This is a genomic window from Tessaracoccus pujii (assembly GCF_055326215.1).
The window spans coordinates 144665-164095 of the sequence record NZ_JBUZNP010000005.1 but is presented as its reverse complement, the minus strand read 5'-3'; the positions used below and the strand labels follow the sequence as shown (position 1 = coordinate 164095).

Below are 19431 nucleotides of genomic sequence, written 5' to 3'. Positions count from 1 at the left end.
ATGTTGGCCGGAGCGATCCTGGAGGCCGAAATTGTCAGAGGTCCTTTCTATCGTCAAGGGCATGGAGACAACGGAGGCGCAGCACCTCGCAGACCAGCTGCGCGCCAATCGGATCACGAAACGACGAGCCGAAGCCGACGAGCTACGGCTGGTCTCCCAGCTGGCCGTGGGCTATCACCTCGACACCGAAGATGCGGTCCACGAGGCCCTCTACGAGCAGGACCTCCAGGTCGGCGGCGAGGGATGCCCACTGATCTCGGAGTGGTTCGGCCTCGAACTGGCCGGGCTTCTGGGCTGCACCACCCGCCAGGCCGTCAGCCTGACCGGCCGCGCCCTCAACCTTCGCTACCGGCACCCCACGCTGTGGACCGCCGTCCAACAGCTTCAGGTAGATCCCCACCGCGCCGCCGCGGCCGCCGGTCGCTGCGAATCGCTCCCCCAGGAGGTGGCCGACACCCTGTCCACGCGCTGGTTGAAGCAGCAGCACCGGCTCAGCTGGACGGCGTCGATGAACCTGATCGACAAGCTGATCATCGACGTCGCTCCCCAGCTCGCCGCCGAGGAAGAACGCAGGACCCTGGAGGCCCGGCACGTGTCGATCTACGCGTACCGCGAGGGCTCCATGCAGGTCTCGGCCCAGCTCGACGTTCTGGACGCCAAGTACCTCGACGCCGCCATCGAGCAGATCGCCGCACTCCTCCCGGCCGCGGACCCGACCGCCGCCGGCGTCTCCAAGGCCGAGCTACGAGCCCGGGCGCTGGGCGCTCTGGCCCACCCCGCCTATGCGCTGGCGCTGCAGCAGCAGGCCGCCGCTCAGCCGGCCCTCATCGACGGCGCCTCCCCAGGTCCCACCGCAGACCAGGATCCCGACGCGGAGCGCCACCGTCCATACCCCGCGGGCTGCACCGGGCACACCTGCGGAACCATCACCACGCCGCTGGAGAAGCTCCGTCCCGTCACTCAGGTGTTCGTCCACATCCCGGCCGCAGCTCTGGCCGGCCTGGAGGGCCCAGCCCGCGTCGAAGGCGCCGGCGTCCTCACGCAGGAAACGCTGCGCCTCCTCCTCGGCGACAAGCAGCTTGTGGTCCGCCCAGTCATCGACCTGCCGGGGATTCCGGCCGAGGATCCCTACCGCCCCAGCCACAGGCTCCGCGAGGCGGTGATCCAGATCTTCCCCACCGACGCCTTCCCCTACTCCCAGACGCCCAGCCGCGGCCTGGAGCAGGACCACACCGTGGCGTACCGGGCTTCCGGGCCACCTGGACAGACCCGGACAGGCAACCTCGCGCCACTGAGGAAGCGCGTGCACCGGGCCAAGACCGCCGGCCACTGGCTCGCCCACCTGCAGAGTCCAGGCTGTGTGCTGTGGCGCAGCCCACTCGGCTACCTCTATCGCGTCACCCCGCACGGCACCGTCGCCCTCGACTGATCCGCGCACCACAGCCCACTTGGCTCAGCCCGCCACCGAACCGGTGAGCGGGCCACGAGCGCGCGCCTGATCCCGCTGTGACTTATCCCCAGCCCGCGAAGCCGTCCGGGACATCGCCATGTGTGCGGCCCAGAGTGGGGGCACACTCGAATCTCTGAAGGGAGATCAACTCATGGACAAAGTGCGCTGCTTCGGGGCCAACGACGAGCTGTACCGGGCCTATCACGACGACGAATGGGGACGCCGGGTGCCGGACTCGCCGGACGAGCGCGCTCTGTTCGAGCGCCTCTGTCTGGAGGGATTCCAGGCGGGCCTGTCCTGGCTGACCATCCTCCGCAAGCGCGCCGCGTTCCGTGCCGCGTTCGCCGGCTTCGAGCCCGCCGTCGTGGCGGAGTTCGACGAGGACGATGTGGAGCGGCTCATGGCCGATGCGGGGATCGTGCGCAACCGCGCCAAGATCACCGCGGTCATCGACAACGCTCAGGCCCTGCTCGCCCTGCACGACGACGGGCGACGGCTGGCAGACCTCATCTCGGAGCATGCACCCGAGGCGCGGGAGCATCCCCCGCTCACGTTCGCGGATGTGCCGTCCCAGACCCCTGGGACAGTGGCCCTGAGCAAGCTGCTGAAGGGCCAGGGGTTCCGCTTCGTCGGGCCCACAACCCTCTACGCGCTCATGCAGGCGGTGGGCCTGGCGGATGACCACATCCAGGGTTGTTGGCTGGCGAGGACGGCCCCCTGAACGCGCCTGAGGCCGGCCCCGCACAGGGACCGGCCTCCACGCTCAGAGGGGGGCTGAGTCACTTCTTGGACTTCTTCGACTTCTTGGCCACCTTCTTGGCATCCTTCTTCGCAGACTTGGCCACCTTGTCGGCCTTCTTCGCGACCTTTTTGTCCTTCTTCGCCATGATTTCACCTCCTGTACGTCAATAGCTCGTTGACACTCTGAGTCAACCACCAGGAGACACTCCTGTCAAGACTTCATTGACGCGTGTCGCGGGTTACGATGCCACCATGGCGGACAAGGGTCAGGCAGAGGCGCGGACGACGGCGCTGGCAGCGCTCGATGCCGCGCGCCTTGCCCGCGAAGCGGCGGACGCGGCCGAGAGCGCGGCCGTCAGGGACGCGCGCACCGCCGGCGCCTCGTGGTCACGCATCGGGGAGTTGTACGGCCTGACGAAGCAAGGGGCGCAACAACGCTTCAAGAAAGCCACAGACGGCGGCTGAGCCGGCACGGGCGGAAGGCGGCGTCCGGTCGACGTGTGTCGCGACGTGCGAGAATGGCACACGTGTCCACCCGCCAACCCGCCCGCGCACGACGTCCTCGCACCAGGATGACGTCTGCGCAGCGCCGTGAGCAGCTGCTGGAGATCGCACGCGAGCTGTTCGCGGAGCGCGGATTCGAGGGGACCTCCGTCGAGGAAATCGCAGCCCGCGCCGGGGTCTCCAAGCCTGTCGTCTACGAGCACTTCGGCGGCAAGGAGGGCGCCTACGCCGTCGTGGTGGACCGAGAGACGCAGGTCCTCCACACGTCCATCCGCACGGCGCTGACCACGCCCGGGGCCGGTTCCCGGGAGCTGCTGGAGCGCGGCGCCATGGCCCTTCTGGACTACATCGACCGCTGTCCAGACGGCTTCCGCATCCTCTCGCGGGACTCGTCGACGGGACAGCCGAGCGGCTCCTTCGCCTCCATCCTCAGCGACATCGCCGCGCAGGTCGAGGACATCCTCGCAGGCGAGTTCGAGCGCAGCGGCCACGATCCGCAGTTCGCCGGCCTGTATGCGCAGGCCCTCGTCGGCCTCGTGGCACAGACCGGCCAACAGTGGCTGGAGCACCGCGAGCCGCCTCGCGACGTGGTGACCCGCCACCTGATCAACCTGGCCTGGAACGGCATGGCCCACCTCCAGACCGAGCCGCGGCTCATCATGGAGAGCATCGACCGTCGCCGCAACGGCACGCCCGAGGATGAGGATCAGGCAGACCCGAGCAGCAACCGCCTCAGGTAGCCGGCCAACCGCGCCCTGTCCTCGGCCGTCCAGGAGACCAGCAACTCCTCCTCCACCCGCACCAGCGACACCAGCGCGGCATCGACGAGCGCCAGCCCGGCGGGCGTCAACGTGACCAGCATCCCCCGACCGTCGTCGGGGTCCGGATCTCTGGTCACCGCGCCGCGCGCCACCAGTCGGTCCACCCGATTCGTCATGGTGCCGGACGTCACGTGCGTCTCCCGCAGCAGCTGCCCAGGGGAGAGCCGGTACGGCTCGCCCGCGCGACGCAGCGCGGCCAGCACGTCGAACTCCCATCCCTCGATGGCGTGGACCGCGAAGGCCCGCTTGCGATGGTCGGCCAGGATGCCTGACAGCCGGTCCACGCGGGACCAGATGTGCATGGGCTCGAGGACCAGATCGCCGCGCTCGCGCGACCAGGCCGTGACGACCTCGTCGACCTCGTCGCTCATCCGAGAACCTGCGCTCCCTGCACGGGTCCGTAGGCACGCCTCACGGCGCGCACCCCGCTGAACACGCCGAGCGTCTCGGCCAGTTCGTGGCTGTGTGCGTCCGAGCCTGCCAGGAACGCGCAGGTGGGCCCCGAGCCGCTGACTACCGCGCCCAGCGCGCCGGCGGCGAGCCCGATCTCGAGCGTGCGGGCCAGCGTGGGCTGCAGCGATATGGCGGCGCGCTCGAGGTCGTTGACCAGTGCCGCGCCGACAGCGGGTGCGTCCCCGGCGCGCAGGGCCTCCAGTAGGGCAACGGGGATGGCCGTGTCCTGGGGCCCGGTCATGCGGTCGAACTCCTTGAACACCGCCGGGGTGGACAGGCCGGTGTGCGAGAGGGCGAGTGTCCAGTGGAAGGTGCCGCTGGACATCACCGGCGTCAGCGTCTCACCGCGGCCCGTGCCGATGGCGGTGCCCCCAAGGAGCAGGAACGGAACGTCCGACCCCAGCTGCGCGGCCAGGTCGTGCAGGTCCTCGCGCGTGGCGCCCAGATCCCACAGCGCGTTGCAGGCCACGAGGACAGCCGCCGCGTCGGCCGAGCCGCCGGCCATGCCGCCGGCCACGGGGATCCGCTTGCGGATCTGCAGCGTCACGCCCAAGTCCGGGCGCCCGAACCGCGCCGCGAGGAGCTTCGCGGAGCGCATGGCGAGGTTGGTGTCGTCGACGGGCAGGAATCCGGCGCCCTCGCCCTGGAAGGAGAGCCGGAAACTGCCCGCAGGGGCGGACTCAGCGGTCACCTCGTCGCCGAGGGAGACGGCCTGGAAGACGGTGCCCAAAGCGTGATAGCCCTGCTCGTCGGTCCCGCCGACCCGCAGGGCGAGGTTCACTTTCGCGGGGACGCGAACCCTGACCGTCGTCACGCCTTGAACCTAGCGCACTCGGGCGCTGGCGCCCAGCGTGTTCGTCAGCGCATCCGCCCCGTGAACTGCTCGGCGATCGCGGCGAACTGCGCCACGCCCAGCATCTCCCCCCGCAGCTGTGGATCCACCCCTGCGGCGTCGATGAGGTCCGACGCCGACAAACCCGCCCCCGCCAGCCCCGACAGGGCCGCACGCAGCATCTTGCGACGCTGGGAGAAGGCCGCGTCGATCACCCGGAACGTGTCCTCCCGCGAGGCCGTGGCGGCCGGGGCGGGTCGCCTTGCGATCCGGACCAACCCTGAATCGACATTCGGCACCGGCCAGAACACCTTCGGCGGCACGGTCCCCACGCGCACGGCCTCCGCGTACCAGGCCACCTTGGCGCTCGGCACGCCGTAGACCTTGCTACCCGGGGGAGCGACCACCCGGTCCGCCACCTCCAGCTGCACCATCACCAGACCGTGCTGCCAGCCCGGGAACAGTTCCAGCATGCGCAGCAGCACCGGCACAGAGACGTTGTAGGGAAGGTTGGCCACCAGCGACGTCGGCCCGGGTCCCGGCAGTGCGTCCACCTGGAGCGCGTCGGCGCTGACCACAGTGAGCCGGGCGGCCGCGTCGTCGCCCATCCGCTCCTGGACGGTCCGCTCCAGGCGTTGGGCGAGCCGCTCCTCGATCTCGACGGCCACCACCCGGGCACCCGCCTCGAGCAGCCCGAGCGTGAGGGAGCCGAGGCCGGGCCCGATCTCCAGCACCACATCCTCGGCCGTCACGCCGGACAAGGCGACGATCCGGCGCACGGTATTGGGGTCGACGACGAAGTTCTGGCCCCGTTGTTTCGTGGGGCGCAGATCCAGCTCAGCCGCGATGCGCCGCACCGACGCGGGGTCCAACAATCCGAGCTCAGGCATCGGAGCCCCAGTGCCCGTACGCCGCAGCGGTATTGGCCACGATCTGGTCACAGAATTCCGCGAGCTCCACACCCAGCAGATCCGCCATGAACCGCACGGTGTGCGGCAGCAGGTAGGGCGCGTTGGCCCTGCCCCGCTGGGGCGCGGGGGTGAGATACGGCGCGTCGGTCTCGACCAGGATCCGGTCCGGCGGGGTGGCGAGCGCAGCCTCGCGCAGCGCACCGGCCGACCCGAACGTCACCACGCCGGGAAACGACAGGAACGCGCCGCGCTCGACACAGCGCCGGGCGAAGTCCGCATCCCCGGAGAAGCAGTGCATCACCACACGTTCGGGAACCCCCTCGTCGTCGAGGACGCGCAGCACGTCATCGTGGGCGTCGCGGTCGTGGATCATCAGCGTCCTGCCGTGAACCTTGGCCCACCCGATGTGCTCCCGGAAGGAGCGCTCCTGTGCGCCGCGACCCTCGGGCTCCCGCGTCCGGTAGTAGTCCAGTCCGGTCTCCCCCACCGCCGCCACCACAGGCAGCGCGACGAGCGGCTCCAGCTCGGCGAGCACGGCGGCCAGCCCCGACTCGCCGTCGCGCAGGAACGTGCGGGCGGCGTCGTTGGGGTGCAGCGCCACCGCGGCCCGCACCGACGGCTCCGCCGTGGCCAGCTCGACGGCGAACCGCGCGGACTCCGGGTCGCAGCCCACCTCGATCACCCGCGTCACCCCCACCTCGGCGGCGAGCCGCAGCGAATCGGCGGGCTGCAGCCCGGAGTACTGCGCCGTGGTCCACAGGTGCGTGTGGTTGTCGACGACAGGGCGCGGCAGCGCCTCCGGAAGCCGGGGTAGGTCGAGGGCCTCGAGGGGGTTCACTGCGGGATCTCCTTGTCCGCCAACGCGGCTGCGTACAGTTCCTTGCGATTGGCGCCGGTGAGCCGGGCCACGTCCGCCACCGCCTCTGACAGTCTCGCACCGCCGGCCCTGGCCTGCCGAACCAGCGCCAGCGCGTCCTCCGCCGATTCGGTCGCGGCCTCGGCGCCGCCGATCACCACCGTCACCTCGCCCCGCACGCCGTTCGAGGCCCACACGGCCAGCTCCGCCAACGGGCCGCGGACCACCTCCTCGAACGGCTTGGTGAGCTCGCGGCACACCGCGCCCGCTCGGCCCTCGCCCAGCTCGCGGGCAGCGTCGCGCAGGAACTCCTCCAGCCGGTGGGGCGCCTCGAAGAACACCATCGTGCGCTCCTCGGTCGCCAGGCCGGCCAGCCGCCTGCTGCGCTCCCCTGCCTTGCGCGGCAGGAATCCCTCGAAGCAGAACCGGTCCACGGGTAGGCCGGAGACCGCCAGCGCGGTCAGCACCGCCGACGGCCCCGGGACCGCGGTGACCCGGAGGCCGGCGTCGACGCACGCCACGACGAGCCGGTATCCCGGGTCGCTCACCGACGGCATGCCCGCGTCCGTGACCAGCACCACCCGCCGACCTGCCGCGACGGCGGTGACGAGCTCTGCGGTCCGGGCGATCTCGTTGCCCTCGAAGTAGCTGAGCACCCGGCCCTGCGGGTCGATGCCGAGCCGTTTGGTCAGGAGCAGGAACCGACGGGTGTCCTCGGCCGCGATGACGTCCGCGGCCACCAGGACGTCGCGCAGGGTCTGGCTGGCGTCGTCGGACGAGCCGATGGGCGTGGCGGCCAGGATCAGGGCTCCGTCAGGGAGGGGGTGCATGGCCTCAGCCTATGATGCCTGTGTGCTGACGACCCTCCAGGCTCTCGACGACGGCCGCCTCCGGGACCGGACCGTCGGCTGGATCGTCACCCTGGGCATCACGGCGATGGCCTTCCTGCTGCGCCTCTACAACCTCGGCACACCGCATGCCCTCATGTTCGACGAGACCTACTACGCCAAGGACGCCTGGGCGATCCTGCAGTCGGGCTACGAGCGGCAGTGGGTCGACGACGCCAACGACATGATCCTCGCCGGGGACCTGTCGGGCATGAAGGAGGCTGCGGCCTACATCGTCCATCCGCCGGTGGGCAAGCTGCTCATCGCGGCCGGCGAGGCCATGTTCGGCATGAACCCCTTCGGGTGGCGGTTCATGGCCGTGGTGTTCGGCACGCTGCTGGTGTTCTTCACCATCCGGATGGCCAGACGGCTGTCGCGCTCCACCCTGATCGGCGGGGTGGCGGGGCTGCTGCTCACGTTCGACGGACTGGCGTTCATGATGAGCCGGATCGCGCTGCTCGACATCTTCCAGGCCACGTTCGCGGTGGCCGGGGTCGCGGCGCTGGTGGCGGACCGCGACTGGTTCCGGCACAGGCTGGCGGACCATCTGCGCAGCAGGGGCCTCCCGGACCTCGGGGGCTCGTTCGGGCCGCTCCTGCTCTGGCGTCCGTGGCGCCTGGCGGCGGGGCTGATGTTCGCCCTGTCCGTGTCGGTGAAGTGGAACTCGCTGTTCCTCATCGCCGTCTTCGGGATCCTCGTGGTGTTCTGGGACGTGGGCGCGCGACGCCTCGCCGGCGCGGGCCGGAGGCAGTGGTGGTCGCTGCTGGTGGACGCACCCATGGCGTTCGTCAATCTCGTCGTGGTGGCGGTCCCCGTCTACCTGGCCTCCTGGTTCCGCTGGCTGCAGACCGACGGCGGCTACTACCGGGGGTGGGGCGCCGACAATCCGGACGACCGGGTGGTTCAGCGGTTCGGTGAGGCGCTGGGTTCGCTGTGGCATTACCACGTGGAGATGTACCGCTTCCACACCGGCGACGGGATGATGGTCGACGCCACACACTCCTACGAGGCGCACCCGGCCGGTTGGCTGTTCCTGCAGCGCCCCATCGCCATCTACGCGATCAACGACATCCAGCCCGGGGATCAGGGCTGCGAGGCCGTCGGTACCACCTGCGTGAGCATCGTCAACGGCATCGGCACACCGCTCCTCTGGTGGGCGGCGGCGCTGGCGCTCGGCGCCGGCCTCGTCTGGTGGGTGATGGGCCGCGACTGGCGCTTCGCCGTGCCGCTGCTGGCCGTGGCGGCCACCTACGTACCGTGGTTCCGCTACGCCGGGCGCCCACTGTTCTTCTTCTACGCCATCATGATCATCCCGTTCAGCGCCACCGCGCTCGCCATGGCGATGGGCAAGGTGCTCGGCCCCGCGCACCACCCGCGTCGACGCTGGCGTGCGATGGCGGTGGGCGTGCTGCTCGCCCTCATCATCCTCAACTTCGCGTTCTTCTACCCCATCCTCACCGCCGAGGTCATGACCCGGCCGGCGTGGCTCCTGCGGATGTGGTTCGGTAACGCCTGGATCTAGTGTCCTGAGCCATCGCGGTGCCTGAGGAGCCGTGACCCGTACGCCCGCATGCGGCTCAGCCTGGGCAGCGCGTTGACGGGCGAGCCGTCGCCCAGCAGCAGGCCGGCCAGGTAGTAACCGCTGGCGGTGCCGTTCATCAGTTCGCCGCGACCGTTGCCGCGCGCGTAGAACCCGCCCGGGATCGCGGAGGCGCCGACGACGGGGCGGCCGTGATCGCTGGGATCGATGGCGAGGTGGCCGGTCTCCACCGCCGATGCGCCCAACTCGGTGGCCGCCCAGGTGACCAGCTCCGCGGCGGCGGCGTCGATCGACGAGAGCGTGACCTTCTGGCCCAGCACCATCACGCGCTCCCCCAGAGGCCGGATCATCCACGCCTGCCCGGAGGCGTGGAGGCTGATCTCACTCACGGGGCGGGCGGGGCGGCAGTGCACGACGGGGACCCACTGGGCGGGGCCGACGCGGGCCACCCGGCCCCAGGGACTGACTCCGAGCGTGTCGATGACGGCCACGCCGCTGACCGTCCCCAGCTCCCGAACCCAGGCCAGGTTGTTGCGGAATCCGACGCGCGTAAGGCCCTCGACGCGCCTGAGGTGGGTGACGGTCACGCTGTGCACCACCTGCGCGCCCGCGTCCACGGCTGCGGCGCGTAGCGCCATCGCGTAGGCCAGGGGGTCGACGCTCAGCGCAGTGGTGAGGAGGATGGCGCCGTCGCGACCGGGAACCACCGTCGCGTCCACCCCCGCGGCCCGGTACATGTCGGCCAGTTTTCGTGTCTCGCGGTCGTCCCCGCCCGGCAGCGACCCGTCGCGGAGCGGCATCGACGCCACCTCCGGGTAGATCTGCCTGATCTCCGCCATCGCCGCGACATTGCGGCGGGCATGTTCCAGGACCCCCTCTGCGCCGTAGGCGTGGGCCATCGCGGCCACCGTCGACGCGTGCCCCACCGCCGCGACCCCGTGCCCGATCGCGGCGCTTCGAAACTCCTGATTGGGGTCGAGCACCAGCACGTCGTAGCCCTCCGTCGCCAGACGGCGGGCCACTGTCAGTCCCGCGACGCTCGCCCCCAGGACCACCACGTCGTGCGCCATGGGCCCAGCCTAACCCGTGACCGTCCGCGGGTGCCGGTGCGGGGGCCGCGTCGGGCAGGCAGTAACATCTGGCCGACGAAAGGAATGCGCCCCATGTGGAAGCTGCACAACAACGGAGTCCTCGAACCAGACGCGGTCGTGAAGCCGACGGAGAGGCTGAGTTGGGGCCGCACCGTCGGGCTCGGCGCCCAGCACGTGGTGGCCATGTTCGGCGCCACCTTCGTCTTCCCACTGCTCATGGGCCTCAACCCCCAGCTCGCCGTCATGATGTCCGGCGTCGCGACGCTGGTGTTCCTGTTCGCCGTCAAGCACCGGGTGCCGAGCTACCTGGGTTCGTCGGCGTCCTTCGTGGGCGTGGCCACGGCCGTCTACACGGCCGGCGGTGATCCGGCGGACCTCACCGGCGCGCTGTTCGTCGTGGGGTTGACGCTCTTCATGGTGGGCCTCATCATCCACTTCGCGGGTGCCCGCATCATCCACACGGCCCTGCCTCCCGTGGTGACCGGCGCCGTGGTGATGCTCATCGGCTTCAACCTGGCCCCCGTCGTCGCCTCCGTGTACTGGCCCGTGGACCCCTGGCTGGCCTTCACCGTGATGCTCATCGTGATCGCGCTCAGCATCGGGCTGCGCGGCTTCATGGGTCGCATCGCCATCTTCCTGTCGCTGGTGGTGGGCTACCTCCTCAGCTGGGTGTTCGACCTGGTGTTCGGCCCGCTGCGGAAGGTGGCCGAGGACGGCACCGTCACCGAACAGCTGCGCGTGGACTGGTCCGCCGTCGCCAACGCCGACTGGTTCGGCCTGCCCCCCGTCACAGACCTGGCGAACTGGACCTACGGCGCCGCGGACAACGTGGTGGGCTTCCATCTCCCGAGCTTCTCGTTCGCTGCCATCATCGTGGCGCTCCCTGTGGTCATCGCGCTGATCGCCGAGAACACCGGCCACGTCAAGGCCGTCGCGGAGATGACCGGCGATGACCTGGATCCGGTCATGGGTCGGGCCATCGCCGCCGACGGCGCAGGGTCCATGATCGCGACCTTCGTGGGCGCCGGTCCCACCACGACCTACGCCGAGAACATCGGCGTGATGGCCGCCACCCGTGTGTACTCCACCGCCGCGTACATGGTGGCCGCGCTCGTGGCCATCCTCTTCGGCTTCTCGCCGAAGTTCGGCGCCGTGATCTCCGCCACCCCGGGGGCGGTGCTCGGCGGCATCACCGTGGTGCTCTACGGCATGATCGGCCTGCTCGGCGCGAAGATCTGGAAGGAGAACCGGGTGGACTTCGGCAACCCGCTCAACCTGATCCCGGCCGCGGCGGGCATCATCATCGGCGTCGGCAACGTGACCCTGCCCTTCGGCGGCGGATTCGACCTGGGCGGCATCGCGCTGGGCACCATCGTCACCATCGGCATCTACCACCTGGCCCGGCTCATCGCACCGCGCTCCATGCGCGAGGCGGCCGACGGCGCGTCGATCATCTACGACGCCCCCGGCATCTACGTCGACGAGGACGACGCCGCGCGCTGACCCGGTCCGGACGCCCCGCGGCGGGGTTGCCGCGGGGCGATACGGTGGGGCGCGTGGACCACCTGCAGAGCACCTTCCGCGACGCCATGGCGCGCGTGGCGGCGCCGGTCACCGTGATCACCACCGCCATCGAAGGCGTCCCGACGGGCACGACGGTCTCCGCGTTCGCGTCGCTGTCCATCGCGCCCCCGATGGTTCTGATGGCGTTGGACAACCGTGGGGGCATGATCGAACGGGTCCGGGCTTCCGGACGGATCGGGGTCAACGTACTGGCCGCCGAACAGGCCGACGTCGCGCTCAGGTTCGCGCGCCGCGACGTCGCGGACAGGTTCGCCGGCCTGTCCTGGCACGACGACCACGGCCTTCCCCACCTCGACGGCGTCGTGGCCTGGCTGCGCTGCGACGAACTGACGTTCGAGCCGGGTGGGGACCACACGATCATCCTCGGCACGGTGTCCGCGGCCGAAGTGGCCGGTGTCGCGTCCCTGGCGTACCACATGCGCCAGTTCCAGCCCCTCGCCCCCAGCCCGCACGCCGGAGGCTGACGGGTCAGTCGTCGGAGACGTCCCGCGCGTCACGGATGGGGGCGCTGTGCATGTCCGGCATGCCGTCCTGGTTCATGTCGCGGCTGCGCAGCTTGCGCGCGTCCCACCGCAGGGTGATCGCGGCGAGGACGGCGGCCAGGAACGAGGCGAGCAGGATGGCCAGCTTGGCCCCCGCGGTGTGCTCGGCATCCGGGAAGGACAGTTCCGCGATGAGCAACGAGACGGTGAAGCCGATGCCGGTGAGGAAGCCGATGGGGAGGAGGTCACGCAGGCCGATGCTGTCCGGCAGGCGCAGCGGGGTGAACCTCGTCACCAGGGCCGTGAAGCCGAGGACCCCCACCAGCTTGCCGAGGACGAGACCCAGCACGATGGCCAGCACCACGGGTTGCCCCAGCACGCTGGCGGGGCCGTCGCCGTCGACCATCGAGACACCGGCGGAGAAGAAGGCGAACAGCGGCAGCGCGATGCCCGAGGAGAACGGCCGGACGGCGTGCTCGTAACGGTGGGTGCGAGTCTCGGTCTCGCCGTGGATGGCGAGGGCGGGCACGACGAAGCCCAGCAGCACGCCGGCGATGGTGGCGTGCACACCTGAGGCGTGCATGAGCGCCCACGCGGCCAGGGCGAGCGCCAGGAGCAGCCATGGAGCCGGCCTGCGGCTGCGTACGACGTACGCGAACAGCGCGACGGCGACCAGCGACGCACCGAGCCAGAGCAGATCCAGCCCGGCGGTGTAGAACACCGCGATGATGACGATGGCCAGCAGGTCGTCGACGACGGCCAACGTCAGCAGGAAGGTGCGCAGCGCCCGGGGCAGGCCGCGGCCGAAGATGGCCAGCACGGCGATCGCGAAGGCGATATCCGTTGCTGTGGGGATGGCCCAGCCCTGCAGCGCGGTGCGGTCCCCCAGAAGAGTGACGACGGCGACGTAGATGAGCGCCGGCACCATCATGCCGCCGAGGGCGGCGAACACCGGCACCGCGGCCTCGCGGGGTCGCCGGAGGCTGCCCGCGACCATCTCGTGCTTCAGTTCGACGCCGACGATGAAGAAGAACACCGCCAGCAGGCCGTCCGCGGCCCACTTGGCGAGCGAGAGGTCCAGGTGGAGGGCCTCCGGCCCGATCACCGTCTCCGACAGCGCGGCGTAGCCCTCGTGCCACGGCGAGTTGGCCCAGACCAGGGCGATCACGGCGGCGATGAGGAGGAGAACCCCGCTGGTGGTCTCGAGCGTCACCCAGCGACGGAGGCGCTGGCGGCGGCCCAGCTCGGATGGAGTGGTCATGATGGTCCCTTCGGTCGATCTGACGACCGGCATGCCGGCCACGACGTCGACCAGGCTTCCCGACACTCCGGGGACCTAAGATACCCGACGATCCCGGCTCGGGCGGACGTGGGTGGTGTGCCGAGCCGGGAGCGCCTCTCGGCGCGGGGCCGCTCTCAGCGGCAAAGGTTGGAGCCCGGGGCTACCGCGGCTCGGCACGGGACCGAGGATACCCGGCGACACCGTCGGGGCAAAGACCCGTCACTCCAGCTCGCCGCGGCGCCACAACCGGGCGCTCGCCGCCAGATCCTCCGCCAGGCTCATCAGCCTGTCGGCGTGCACGTCGTCACTGGGCTGCAGGTTGCCGCGGCCGGCGGACACGACACGGGCGAAGGCGGCGGCCCGCTCCAAGGCCAGGCCGAGGTCACCGTCGAATACTCCCCTGAGGATGTCGTCGGCCACGCGGCGCACCTCGTCCGGGCCGGTGGGATCCGCCCCGGCGACGGCGTGGTTGGGCTCCGAAATGTGCACGCCCGCCGCGTACTCACGCGCCGCGTCGTGCGGGTGACGCTGAACCCATTCGCGCAGCACGTACAGGCGATACAGCACGCCGGGCAGCGACCGCGCGGGGCGCGAGGACCACAGGTCCGCCAGCGTGGTGATGCCCACCTCGTCGACGACGGTGATGAGGCGCGCGGTCACTGCCGCGTCGCGCCCGGTCCGGCCGGCCCCTACCAGCGCCGCAGCCGTCTCGTGCGCGGCGTGCAGGTCCGCGACGGGGTCCACGCCTTCGCCCATCTCGTCGATCACGGACGGCGCCCTCAGCGCGGGGCGGCGGGGCTTGCGGGGCTCGGACACGCCCTCCAGGCTACGCGACCCTGCGGGGGCGCCTGGCACTCTGGAGTGGTCCACACCGCCAGGAGCCCTCATGAACTGGATCCTCGACGCAGTCATCGTCGCCATGCTGGTCAGCTATGCGGTCCGCGGGTGGCGGGCGGGGCTGCTCGCGGGGGCCTTCTCGCTGGCGGGCACCGTCGTCGGCATCGTCGCGGGGTTGTGGGCGGGGCCGCAGGTGGTGGCCGCCGTCGGCTCGGCGTGGCCGATCCTGCTGCAGATGCTCGCCCTCATCACCTCCGCGATTCTCGGCGCTGCTCTGGGCGATGCGCTGATCGGGTCCATCGGCCGCCGCTTCCGCGGGGCACGGAGCCCGAACCCCGTCGATGCGCTCCTCGGAGCGGGCGGGGCGGTCCTGGTCTCCGCCCTGGTGATCGGCGTGCTGGCCGCCGCCATCAAGCCCATCGCACCGAGCGAGTGGGCCCGCACCATCGACGGGTCGAGGGCGTTGGGCGTGATCGGACGCGCCCTGCCGGCGGAGGCCGCGAGGCAGGCGTCGCGGCTCACGGACGTGCTCGATGCGGCCGGCTTCCCCCGCGTCTTCAGCGGCCTCTTCCCCGAGCCGGAGCTTCCCGTGCCCGACCCGGACGACGGCACCGCGGAGTCACGGGGGGTGCGGGGGGCGGCGGACAGCGTGGTGAGGATCGCGGCCGCGGTGCCCGAGTGTCGCGGCCCACTGGCCGCCAACACGGGCAGCGGGTGGGTCAGCGCACCGGAGCGGGTGGTCACCAACGCCCACGTGGTGGCCGGCTCCGACGACGTGGCCGTGCAGGTGGGGGGTCGGGAGCTCGCCGCCACGGTGGTGGCCTTCGATCCCGACCTCGACGTGGCCGTCCTCCACGTGCCGGGCCTGCGGGCCGAGCCGCTGCCACGGTCCGCGGCGCTGGCTTCATCGACGCCGGTCGCGGTGGCGGGCTACCCGGGAGGCGGGCCCTACACCGTCACGTCGGGGCGCGTCCGAGGCACCATCAACGCTCAGGGCGACGACATCTACGGCTCCACGGGCGTCACTCGCGAGGTCTACGCGCTGCGCGCGCACGCCGAGCCCGGCAACTCCGGCGGCCCCGTGCTGACGGAGGCGGGTGAGGTGGCGGGGACCGTCTTCGCCGTCTCGCTGGCCGACCCCGAGACCGCCTACGCCCTCACCAACTCCCAGACCACCGCCCTGATCGACGGCGCCGCCTCGGCCACGGGTGAGGTCAGCACTCAGGGCTGCGCAGCCTGAGCCGGGACGTGAAAAAGGCCGGTCCGTGGACCGGCCCTGGTGGAGCTAGGGGGATTCGAACCCCCGGCCTTCTCATTGCGAACGAGACGCGCTACCAACTGCGCCATAGCCCCAGAAGCATCGAAAGCCTAGCACCGTGCCGAGCCCGACTCCAAGTCAGGCCCGCGCCGCTACTCCCCGACGGCTTGGGGTCGAACGGTGGCCGCGGCCGGCGTCTCCGCCGGGTTGTCCGCGGTGGGGATGAGCGTCGAGCCGGTCACCGGCGCCGACAGGTCGATGGTGCGCACGGTGCGCGGCAGCAGGGGCTGCTGCACGTAGGTGGCGGGCGCGACCGGAATGGGGTCCCACAGGGCGCCCATGGTGGTGGGCATGGAGAGGTCGATGGAGATTTCGATGTTCTCGGTGGCCTCGCGGTCCGTCAGGTCGATCGTGACGGTGTCCTCGTCCTCGTCGAAGCCTGTCCGCACCGCTGCGGCGCGGGCGTCGAGGCTGCGCTGCATCGCGACGACGGAGAGGCGCGCCACTGCCATGAACGCCACCAGGAGCCCGCCGGGGATGAGCAGCGTCCACCAGCCGACGATGCCGAGGCCGGCCAGCACCGTCAACGTGACGAGCGCCAGTGCCAGCACGGCCATGGCGGCCAGCCGACGGCGCGCGGCCTGCCGCGCCACGAGGCGCAGTTCATTGAGTTCCGCACGGCGGGTGAGGGGTGTGGAGACCCGGGCGCCGTCGTCGGCCTCCACGTAGTCCACGACGTCGCGGCTGAGGATCCGCACCGAGTCCGAAAAGCGCTGGGTGGGGTCCCCGTCGAGGTCGCCGTCGACCTCCTGCGTGCTCAGGACCCAGGGCAACCCGAGTGCCAGACCGACGAGGACGACGATGGCGATGAGGATTCCGGCGAGCACGTGGCCTACGTTAAACAACAACCGTGTGATTTGCGTCCCTGGCTGCGGCGAGTCGGCAGGATCGCTGGTCAGGAACTTGTCGCGGGCGGCGTCACTCCTCGTCGAACAGCCACACCTTGACGGCCTCGCCCGCCTTGACCTGGTCCACGTGCTCGTCGAGGACGATGAGGGCGTTGGAGTGGGCCAGCTCCCCCAGCGCGTACGGCTCGGAGACCTGCGCGACGTGGCGGATGCTGCCCTCGGTGGTGACGCGTCCGCGCAGCAGGTGCATCTGGCCGCGGTGCGAGCGGAGGCCGACGGAGGCGAGGGCCCGCACGGCGCGGTGCTCGGTCCGGGTCCCCATGAGCTGACGGATCAGCGGGCGGGCGAAGACGTGGAACGACACGTAGGCGCTGACCGGGTTGCCGGGCAGCATGAGCATGGGCACCCGGTCCTCCCCGACCAGTCCGAACGTCTGGGTGCGGCCCGGGGACATGGCCACGTTGACCGTGTCCACCAGCCCCAGATCGCTCATGACGGCGGCCACCGCCTCGTAGTCCTCTCGGCGGCCGCCGGTGGTGGAGATCACAAGGTCCGCGCGGATCAGCTGGTCCGTGACCGCCTCCATGATGGCCTCGCGGTCGTTGGAGTGCACGGCGACCCGGAACACCGTCGCCCCGGCACGCTTGGCGGCGGCGGCGATCATGAAGGAGTTCGCGTCGGTGACCTCGCCGTGCTGGACGCTGCTGGTGGGGTCGATGAGGTGCTCGCCGGAGCTGACCACCACCACGCGCGGCCGCGGCCGGACCATGACCTTGTCGATGCCGGCGCTGGCCAGCAGCCCCATGCCCCGATCGTCGAGCACGTCACCCTCACTCAGCAACCGGGTGCCGAGGCGCAGATGCTCCCCCGCCGCGCGCACGTACTCGCCGTCGCTCACGCGTTCGATCAGGCGGACCCGCCCGTGCTCGAGGGTGCCGAAGGTGGCGGGGAGGACGGCGTTGGCACCGCGGGGCAGTACCTCACCCGGAGCGACGGCGGCCGCGGCGCCCTCGGGCAGCCGCTCAACGCCGAGGTCCACGATCTCCAGAGGCTCGGCCAGGTGGCCGTCGTCGTCTGTCAGATCCTTGGCGCGCACCGCGTAGCCGGGGACCTTGGCGGTGCTGTTGGGCGGTACGGCGATCATCGAGTCGATGTCCTCGCACATCACCTGGTCCAGCGCCTCGAGCAGGGCCATGCCGAACGGCCGCAACGGCTCGACGAGGCTGAGCAGGTACCCGGTGTGATCCGCGACACTGCGCAGCCCGGCAGCGTCCAGGGCCGGCGGCTCCGGAAGACGTGGCTCCTCCACCACCACGTCCTCGCCGACGACGGGCTCCTGCTTCTTCCGCGCAAACCAAGCCATGGTGCCTACGATAGGCCAATGACCCTCTCCGCCCGGAAGGACGCGCTGCGGGCCCGGATCTCGGCGGAGCGCGCCCGCGTGACATCCGGGCAATGGGTGGTTGACAACGCCGCCCGCACCCGGCACGCGCTGGCCCTGGCCGACGGGCTCCCCGTCGGGACGGCCGCCGTCTACGCCGCCCGACGGGGAGAACCCGGCACCTCTGACCTCATCGACGCGCTGGCGGACCGCGGCTGGAGACTGCTGCTCCCGAAGCTGGTCCGGCAGGTGGCGTGGGCGGAGTTCGACGGGTGGGAGGCCACGACGGCGGGCTGGGGCGGCATCCCGCATCCCAACGGCCCGGCCCTTCCGCCGGAGGTCCTGGCCGAAGCTCGGCTCATCGTCGTGCCGTGCCTGGCCGTGGGCCGCGACGGGTCGAGGCTCGGCACCGGCGGCGGCTGGTACGACCGGGCGCTCACGCACCGGGGGGCCCGGTCCACGGTGATCGCGCTCGCCCGGGAGGCCGAGGTGCTCGACGACATGGCACCGCTCACGCTCCCCCACGACCGTCCGGTGGACGGCTACGTCACCGAACTCGTTTCGGTCCTCCTGCCGCTCTGAACTACCATGGGTGGAGTCGTCTCCCACCGAGGAACCCTGTATGCCCACTTACCAGTACCGTTGCACCGATTGCGGCACCGATCACGAGGCCGTGCAGAAGTTCACCGACCCCGCGCTGACGGACTGCCCGCAGTGCGACGGCGACCTGCGTAAGGTGTTCAGCGCGGTGGGCGTGGTGTTCAAGGGATCGGGCTTCTACGCCACCGACTCCCGCTCCGCCAAGACCGCGGCCACCGCGGCCAAGCCCGCCGCGAAGAGCGAGCCGGCCAAGGCGGGGGCCGCACCCAAGGCGGAGGCCAAGTCGGCCTGATCCCGGCGCGACCGTCCTGTGGACAACGGGACATCGAAGGCCCCGCGCACGATCAAGGGGCATGAGACGCATCCTTACGCGCGTCGCGGCGTTCGTGTCCTGGCACCGTCGCGCCGTCGCTGCCCTGCTGGCCGCCCTCTCCGTCCTGCTCGTCGCCACCTGGTTGCAGGAGCCCGACGGTCCCACGGTGCGGGCTGCGGTGACCGCGGCGGGACTGCCGGCCGGGCACCAGATCGCCTCCACCGACGTGGCCCTCAGGGACCTCCCCGCCCATCTCGCGCCCTCAGGTGATCCGCCGGGCCTCGACGACGTGGTGGGCCAGGTGACGGCCGTGGGCCTCGCGGCCGGAACCGTCCTCCAGCCCGGGCTCCTGGCCACCGGTCAGAGCGTGGCCGCTGGGCGCGCCGTCGTGCCGATCGCCCTTCCCGACGATCAACTCCGGTCCCTCCTCCGCCCGGGGGACGCGGTCACGCTCGTGGTCACCGCGTCGGAGTCTGCGGAGGTGTTGACCCGGGACGCGAGGGTGGCGGCGCTGCCGTCGCCGCCCGGAGGCTCGGCGCTGGCCGTGGCCGGTGTCGGCTCGGACGGACTCGTCCTGGTGGACGTTCCCGCTGAGGAGGCCCCCGCGGTCGCGGCGTTGGGGCAGACCGGGCAGCTCAGCGTGATCCTCGGCGTGGCCTGACACCCTCCGGTTGACGCGTCCGTCGACCCCGGATAGCGT

The 19431-nt window shown here is 71.1% G+C and carries 21 protein-coding genes and 1 tRNA gene; 11 read left to right on the top strand and 11 right to left on the bottom strand.

Going from position 1 to position 19431, the window contains the following annotated elements; translation table 11 throughout:
- Window positions 1-61 precede the first annotated feature (61 nt).
- The 4 genes from ACZK5N_RS09105 (at window position 62) to ACZK5N_RS09090 (ending at window position 3435) form a co-directional block, all read left to right on the top strand.
- A complete protein-coding gene (locus ACZK5N_RS09105) occupies window positions 62-1429 on the top strand; it encodes a 13E12 repeat family protein (RefSeq protein ID WP_463624810.1) in 1368 nt (455 codons plus the stop codon).
- Between the two features lie 172 nt (window positions 1430-1601).
- Window positions 1602-2171 carry a DNA-3-methyladenine glycosylase I gene (locus ACZK5N_RS09100; RefSeq protein ID WP_463624809.1) on the top strand — a complete coding sequence of 190 codons (570 nt, stop codon included), beginning with the start codon at window positions 1602-1604 and terminating at the stop codon, window positions 2169-2171.
- A 272-nt stretch (window positions 2172-2443) separates the two neighbouring features.
- Window positions 2444-2656, top strand: coding sequence for a hypothetical protein (locus ACZK5N_RS09095; protein ID WP_459018966.1), 213 nt, complete (start codon window positions 2444-2446; stop codon window positions 2654-2656).
- A 107-nt stretch (window positions 2657-2763) separates the two neighbouring features.
- Window positions 2764-3435, top strand: coding sequence for a TetR/AcrR family transcriptional regulator (locus tag ACZK5N_RS09090; protein ID WP_459020467.1), 672 nt, complete (start codon window positions 2764-2766; stop codon window positions 3433-3435).
- Here ACZK5N_RS09090 and ACZK5N_RS09085 read toward each other — a convergent pair.
- Genes ACZK5N_RS09085 through rsmI form a run of 5 tightly spaced genes read right to left on the bottom strand, consistent with a single transcriptional unit; the run spans window position 3402 to window position 7398 of the window.
- A complete protein-coding gene (locus tag ACZK5N_RS09085) occupies window positions 3402-3887 on the bottom strand; it encodes a MarR family winged helix-turn-helix transcriptional regulator (protein ID WP_459018965.1) in 486 nt (161 codons plus the stop codon). The two genes, ACZK5N_RS09090 and ACZK5N_RS09085, sit on opposite strands and share 34 nt — an antisense overlap.
- A complete protein-coding gene (locus ACZK5N_RS09080; RefSeq protein WP_459018964.1) occupies window positions 3884-4783 on the bottom strand; it encodes a 4-(cytidine 5'-diphospho)-2-C-methyl-D-erythritol kinase in 900 nt (299 codons plus the stop codon). The genes ACZK5N_RS09085 and ACZK5N_RS09080 overlap by 4 nt, the downstream gene beginning before the upstream one ends.
- 44 nt (window positions 4784-4827) lie before the next feature.
- A complete protein-coding gene (gene rsmA, locus ACZK5N_RS09075; protein ID WP_459018963.1) occupies window positions 4828-5691 on the bottom strand; it encodes a 16S rRNA (adenine(1518)-N(6)/adenine(1519)-N(6))-dimethyltransferase RsmA in 864 nt (287 codons plus the stop codon).
- Window positions 5684-6550 (bottom strand): TatD family hydrolase, encoded by an 867-nt coding sequence (locus ACZK5N_RS09070; RefSeq protein ID WP_459018962.1) that lies wholly within the window; start codon window positions 6548-6550, stop codon window positions 5684-5686. The genes rsmA and ACZK5N_RS09070 overlap by 8 nt, the downstream gene beginning before the upstream one ends.
- Window positions 6547-7398 (bottom strand): 16S rRNA (cytidine(1402)-2'-O)-methyltransferase, encoded by an 852-nt coding sequence (rsmI, locus tag ACZK5N_RS09065; RefSeq protein ID WP_459018961.1) that lies wholly within the window; start codon window positions 7396-7398, stop codon window positions 6547-6549. The genes ACZK5N_RS09070 and rsmI overlap by 4 nt, the downstream gene beginning before the upstream one ends.
- 25 nt (window positions 7399-7423) lie before the next feature.
- Here rsmI and ACZK5N_RS09060 point away from each other — a divergent pair, with 25 nt between their 5' ends.
- On the top strand, window positions 7424-8977 hold the full coding sequence (locus ACZK5N_RS09060) for a dolichyl-phosphate-mannose--protein mannosyltransferase (RefSeq protein ID WP_459020466.1): 1554 nt from the start codon (window positions 7424-7426) through the stop codon (window positions 8975-8977).
- On the opposite strand, the gene ACZK5N_RS09055 is transcribed toward ACZK5N_RS09060, so the two are convergent.
- Window positions 8974-10065 carry an FAD-dependent oxidoreductase gene (locus ACZK5N_RS09055; RefSeq protein ID WP_459018960.1) on the bottom strand — a complete coding sequence of 364 codons (1092 nt, stop codon included), beginning with the start codon at window positions 10063-10065 and terminating at the stop codon, window positions 8974-8976. The genes ACZK5N_RS09060 and ACZK5N_RS09055 overlap by 4 nt on opposite strands.
- Window positions 10066-10158: 93 nt before the next feature.
- Here ACZK5N_RS09055 and ACZK5N_RS09050 point away from each other — a divergent pair, with 93 nt between their 5' ends.
- On the top strand, window positions 10159-11589 hold the full coding sequence (locus ACZK5N_RS09050; protein ID WP_459018959.1) for a uracil-xanthine permease family protein: 1431 nt from the start codon (window positions 10159-10161) through the stop codon (window positions 11587-11589).
- A 53-nt stretch (window positions 11590-11642) separates the two neighbouring features.
- Window positions 11643-12134: a flavin reductase family protein gene (locus ACZK5N_RS09045; RefSeq protein WP_459018958.1), complete on the top strand. Its 492-nt coding sequence runs from the start codon at window positions 11643-11645 to the stop codon at window positions 12132-12134.
- Window positions 12135-12138: 4 nt separating this feature from the next.
- Here the strand turns inward: ACZK5N_RS09045 and nhaA are convergent, their stop codons facing one another.
- Complete coding sequence (nhaA, locus tag ACZK5N_RS09040; protein ID WP_459018957.1) at window positions 12139-13413, bottom strand: Na+/H+ antiporter NhaA; 1275 nt, start codon at window positions 13411-13413, stop codon at window positions 12139-12141.
- Window positions 13414-13653: 240 nt separating this feature from the next.
- The gene (locus tag ACZK5N_RS09035) at window positions 13654-14250 is read right to left on the bottom strand and encodes a hypothetical protein (RefSeq protein ID WP_459018956.1); all 597 of its coding nucleotides are present in this window, start codon (window positions 14248-14250) and stop codon (window positions 13654-13656) included.
- 70 nt (window positions 14251-14320) lie between these two features.
- On the opposite strand from ACZK5N_RS09035, the gene ACZK5N_RS09030 reads away from it, so the two are divergent.
- Window positions 14321-15511: a MarP family serine protease gene (locus ACZK5N_RS09030; protein ID WP_459018955.1), complete on the top strand. Its 1191-nt coding sequence runs from the start codon at window positions 14321-14323 to the stop codon at window positions 15509-15511.
- Between the two features lie 37 nt (window positions 15512-15548).
- Here the strand turns inward: ACZK5N_RS09030 and ACZK5N_RS09025 are convergent.
- The 3 genes from ACZK5N_RS09025 to ACZK5N_RS09015 all read right to left on the bottom strand — a co-directional run bounded on the left by ACZK5N_RS09025 (window position 15549) and on the right by ACZK5N_RS09015 (window position 17800).
- Window positions 15549-15624, bottom strand: a tRNA-Ala gene (locus ACZK5N_RS09025).
- Window positions 15625-15681: 57 nt separating this feature from the next.
- On the bottom strand, window positions 15682-16416 hold the full coding sequence (locus ACZK5N_RS09020; protein ID WP_459018954.1) for a hypothetical protein: 735 nt from the start codon (window positions 16414-16416) through the stop codon (window positions 15682-15684).
- A gap of 91 nt (window positions 16417-16507) precedes the next feature.
- Window positions 16508-17800, bottom strand: a complete 1293-nt coding sequence (locus tag ACZK5N_RS09015) for a molybdopterin molybdotransferase MoeA (RefSeq protein ID WP_459018953.1) — start codon at window positions 17798-17800, stop codon at window positions 16508-16510.
- A gap of 18 nt (window positions 17801-17818) precedes the next feature.
- Here ACZK5N_RS09015 and ACZK5N_RS09010 point away from each other — a divergent pair, with 18 nt between their 5' ends.
- The 3 genes from ACZK5N_RS09010 (at window position 17819) to ACZK5N_RS09000 (ending at window position 19392) form a co-directional block, all read left to right on the top strand.
- Window positions 17819-18400, top strand: coding sequence for a 5-formyltetrahydrofolate cyclo-ligase (locus ACZK5N_RS09010; RefSeq protein ID WP_459018952.1), 582 nt, complete (start codon window positions 17819-17821; stop codon window positions 18398-18400).
- 40 nt (window positions 18401-18440) lie between these two features.
- Window positions 18441-18710, top strand: a complete 270-nt coding sequence (locus ACZK5N_RS09005; protein WP_459018951.1) for an FmdB family zinc ribbon protein — start codon at window positions 18441-18443, stop codon at window positions 18708-18710.
- 61 nt (window positions 18711-18771) lie between these two features.
- Entirely contained in the window at window positions 18772-19392 is a 621-nt protein-coding gene (locus ACZK5N_RS09000) for an SAF domain-containing protein (RefSeq protein ID WP_463624808.1), read from the top strand.
- Window positions 19393-19431: the final 39 nt, after the last annotated feature.

Bases quoted from the DNA above. Each gene is read 5' to 3' on its own strand.
- ACZK5N_RS09105 (WP_463624810.1), top strand. From the start codon at position 62: ATGGAGACAACGGAGGCGCAGCACCTCGCAGACCAGCTGCGCGCCAAT.
- ACZK5N_RS09100 (WP_463624809.1), top strand. From the start codon at position 1,602: ATGGACAAAGTGCGCTGCTTCGGGGCCAACGACGAGCTGTACCGGGCC.
- ACZK5N_RS09095 (WP_459018966.1), top strand. From the start codon at position 2,444: ATGGCGGACAAGGGTCAGGCAGAGGCGCGGACGACGGCGCTGGCAGCG.
- ACZK5N_RS09090 (WP_459020467.1), top strand. From the start codon at position 2,764: ATGACGTCTGCGCAGCGCCGTGAGCAGCTGCTGGAGATCGCACGCGAG.
- ACZK5N_RS09085 (WP_459018965.1), bottom strand. From the start codon at position 3,887: ATGAGCGACGAGGTCGACGAGGTCGTCACGGCCTGGTCGCGCGAGCGC.
- rsmA (WP_459018963.1), bottom strand. From the start codon at position 5,691: ATGCCTGAGCTCGGATTGTTGGACCCCGCGTCGGTGCGGCGCATCGCG.
- rsmI (WP_459018961.1), bottom strand. From the start codon at position 7,398: ATGCACCCCCTCCCTGACGGAGCCCTGATCCTGGCCGCCACGCCCATC.
- ACZK5N_RS09055 (WP_459018960.1), bottom strand. From the start codon at position 10,065: ATGGCGCACGACGTGGTGGTCCTGGGGGCGAGCGTCGCGGGACTGACA.
- ACZK5N_RS09050 (WP_459018959.1), top strand. From the start codon at position 10,159: ATGTGGAAGCTGCACAACAACGGAGTCCTCGAACCAGACGCGGTCGTG.
- nhaA (WP_459018957.1), bottom strand. From the start codon at position 13,413: ATGACCACTCCATCCGAGCTGGGCCGCCGCCAGCGCCTCCGTCGCTGG.
- ACZK5N_RS09030 (WP_459018955.1), top strand. From the start codon at position 14,321: ATGAACTGGATCCTCGACGCAGTCATCGTCGCCATGCTGGTCAGCTAT.
- ACZK5N_RS09015 (WP_459018953.1), bottom strand. From the start codon at position 17,800: ATGGCTTGGTTTGCGCGGAAGAAGCAGGAGCCCGTCGTCGGCGAGGAC.
- ACZK5N_RS09010 (WP_459018952.1), top strand. From the start codon at position 17,819: ATGACCCTCTCCGCCCGGAAGGACGCGCTGCGGGCCCGGATCTCGGCG.
- ACZK5N_RS09005 (WP_459018951.1), top strand. From the start codon at position 18,441: ATGCCCACTTACCAGTACCGTTGCACCGATTGCGGCACCGATCACGAG.
- ACZK5N_RS09000 (WP_463624808.1), top strand. From the start codon at position 18,772: ATGAGACGCATCCTTACGCGCGTCGCGGCGTTCGTGTCCTGGCACCGT.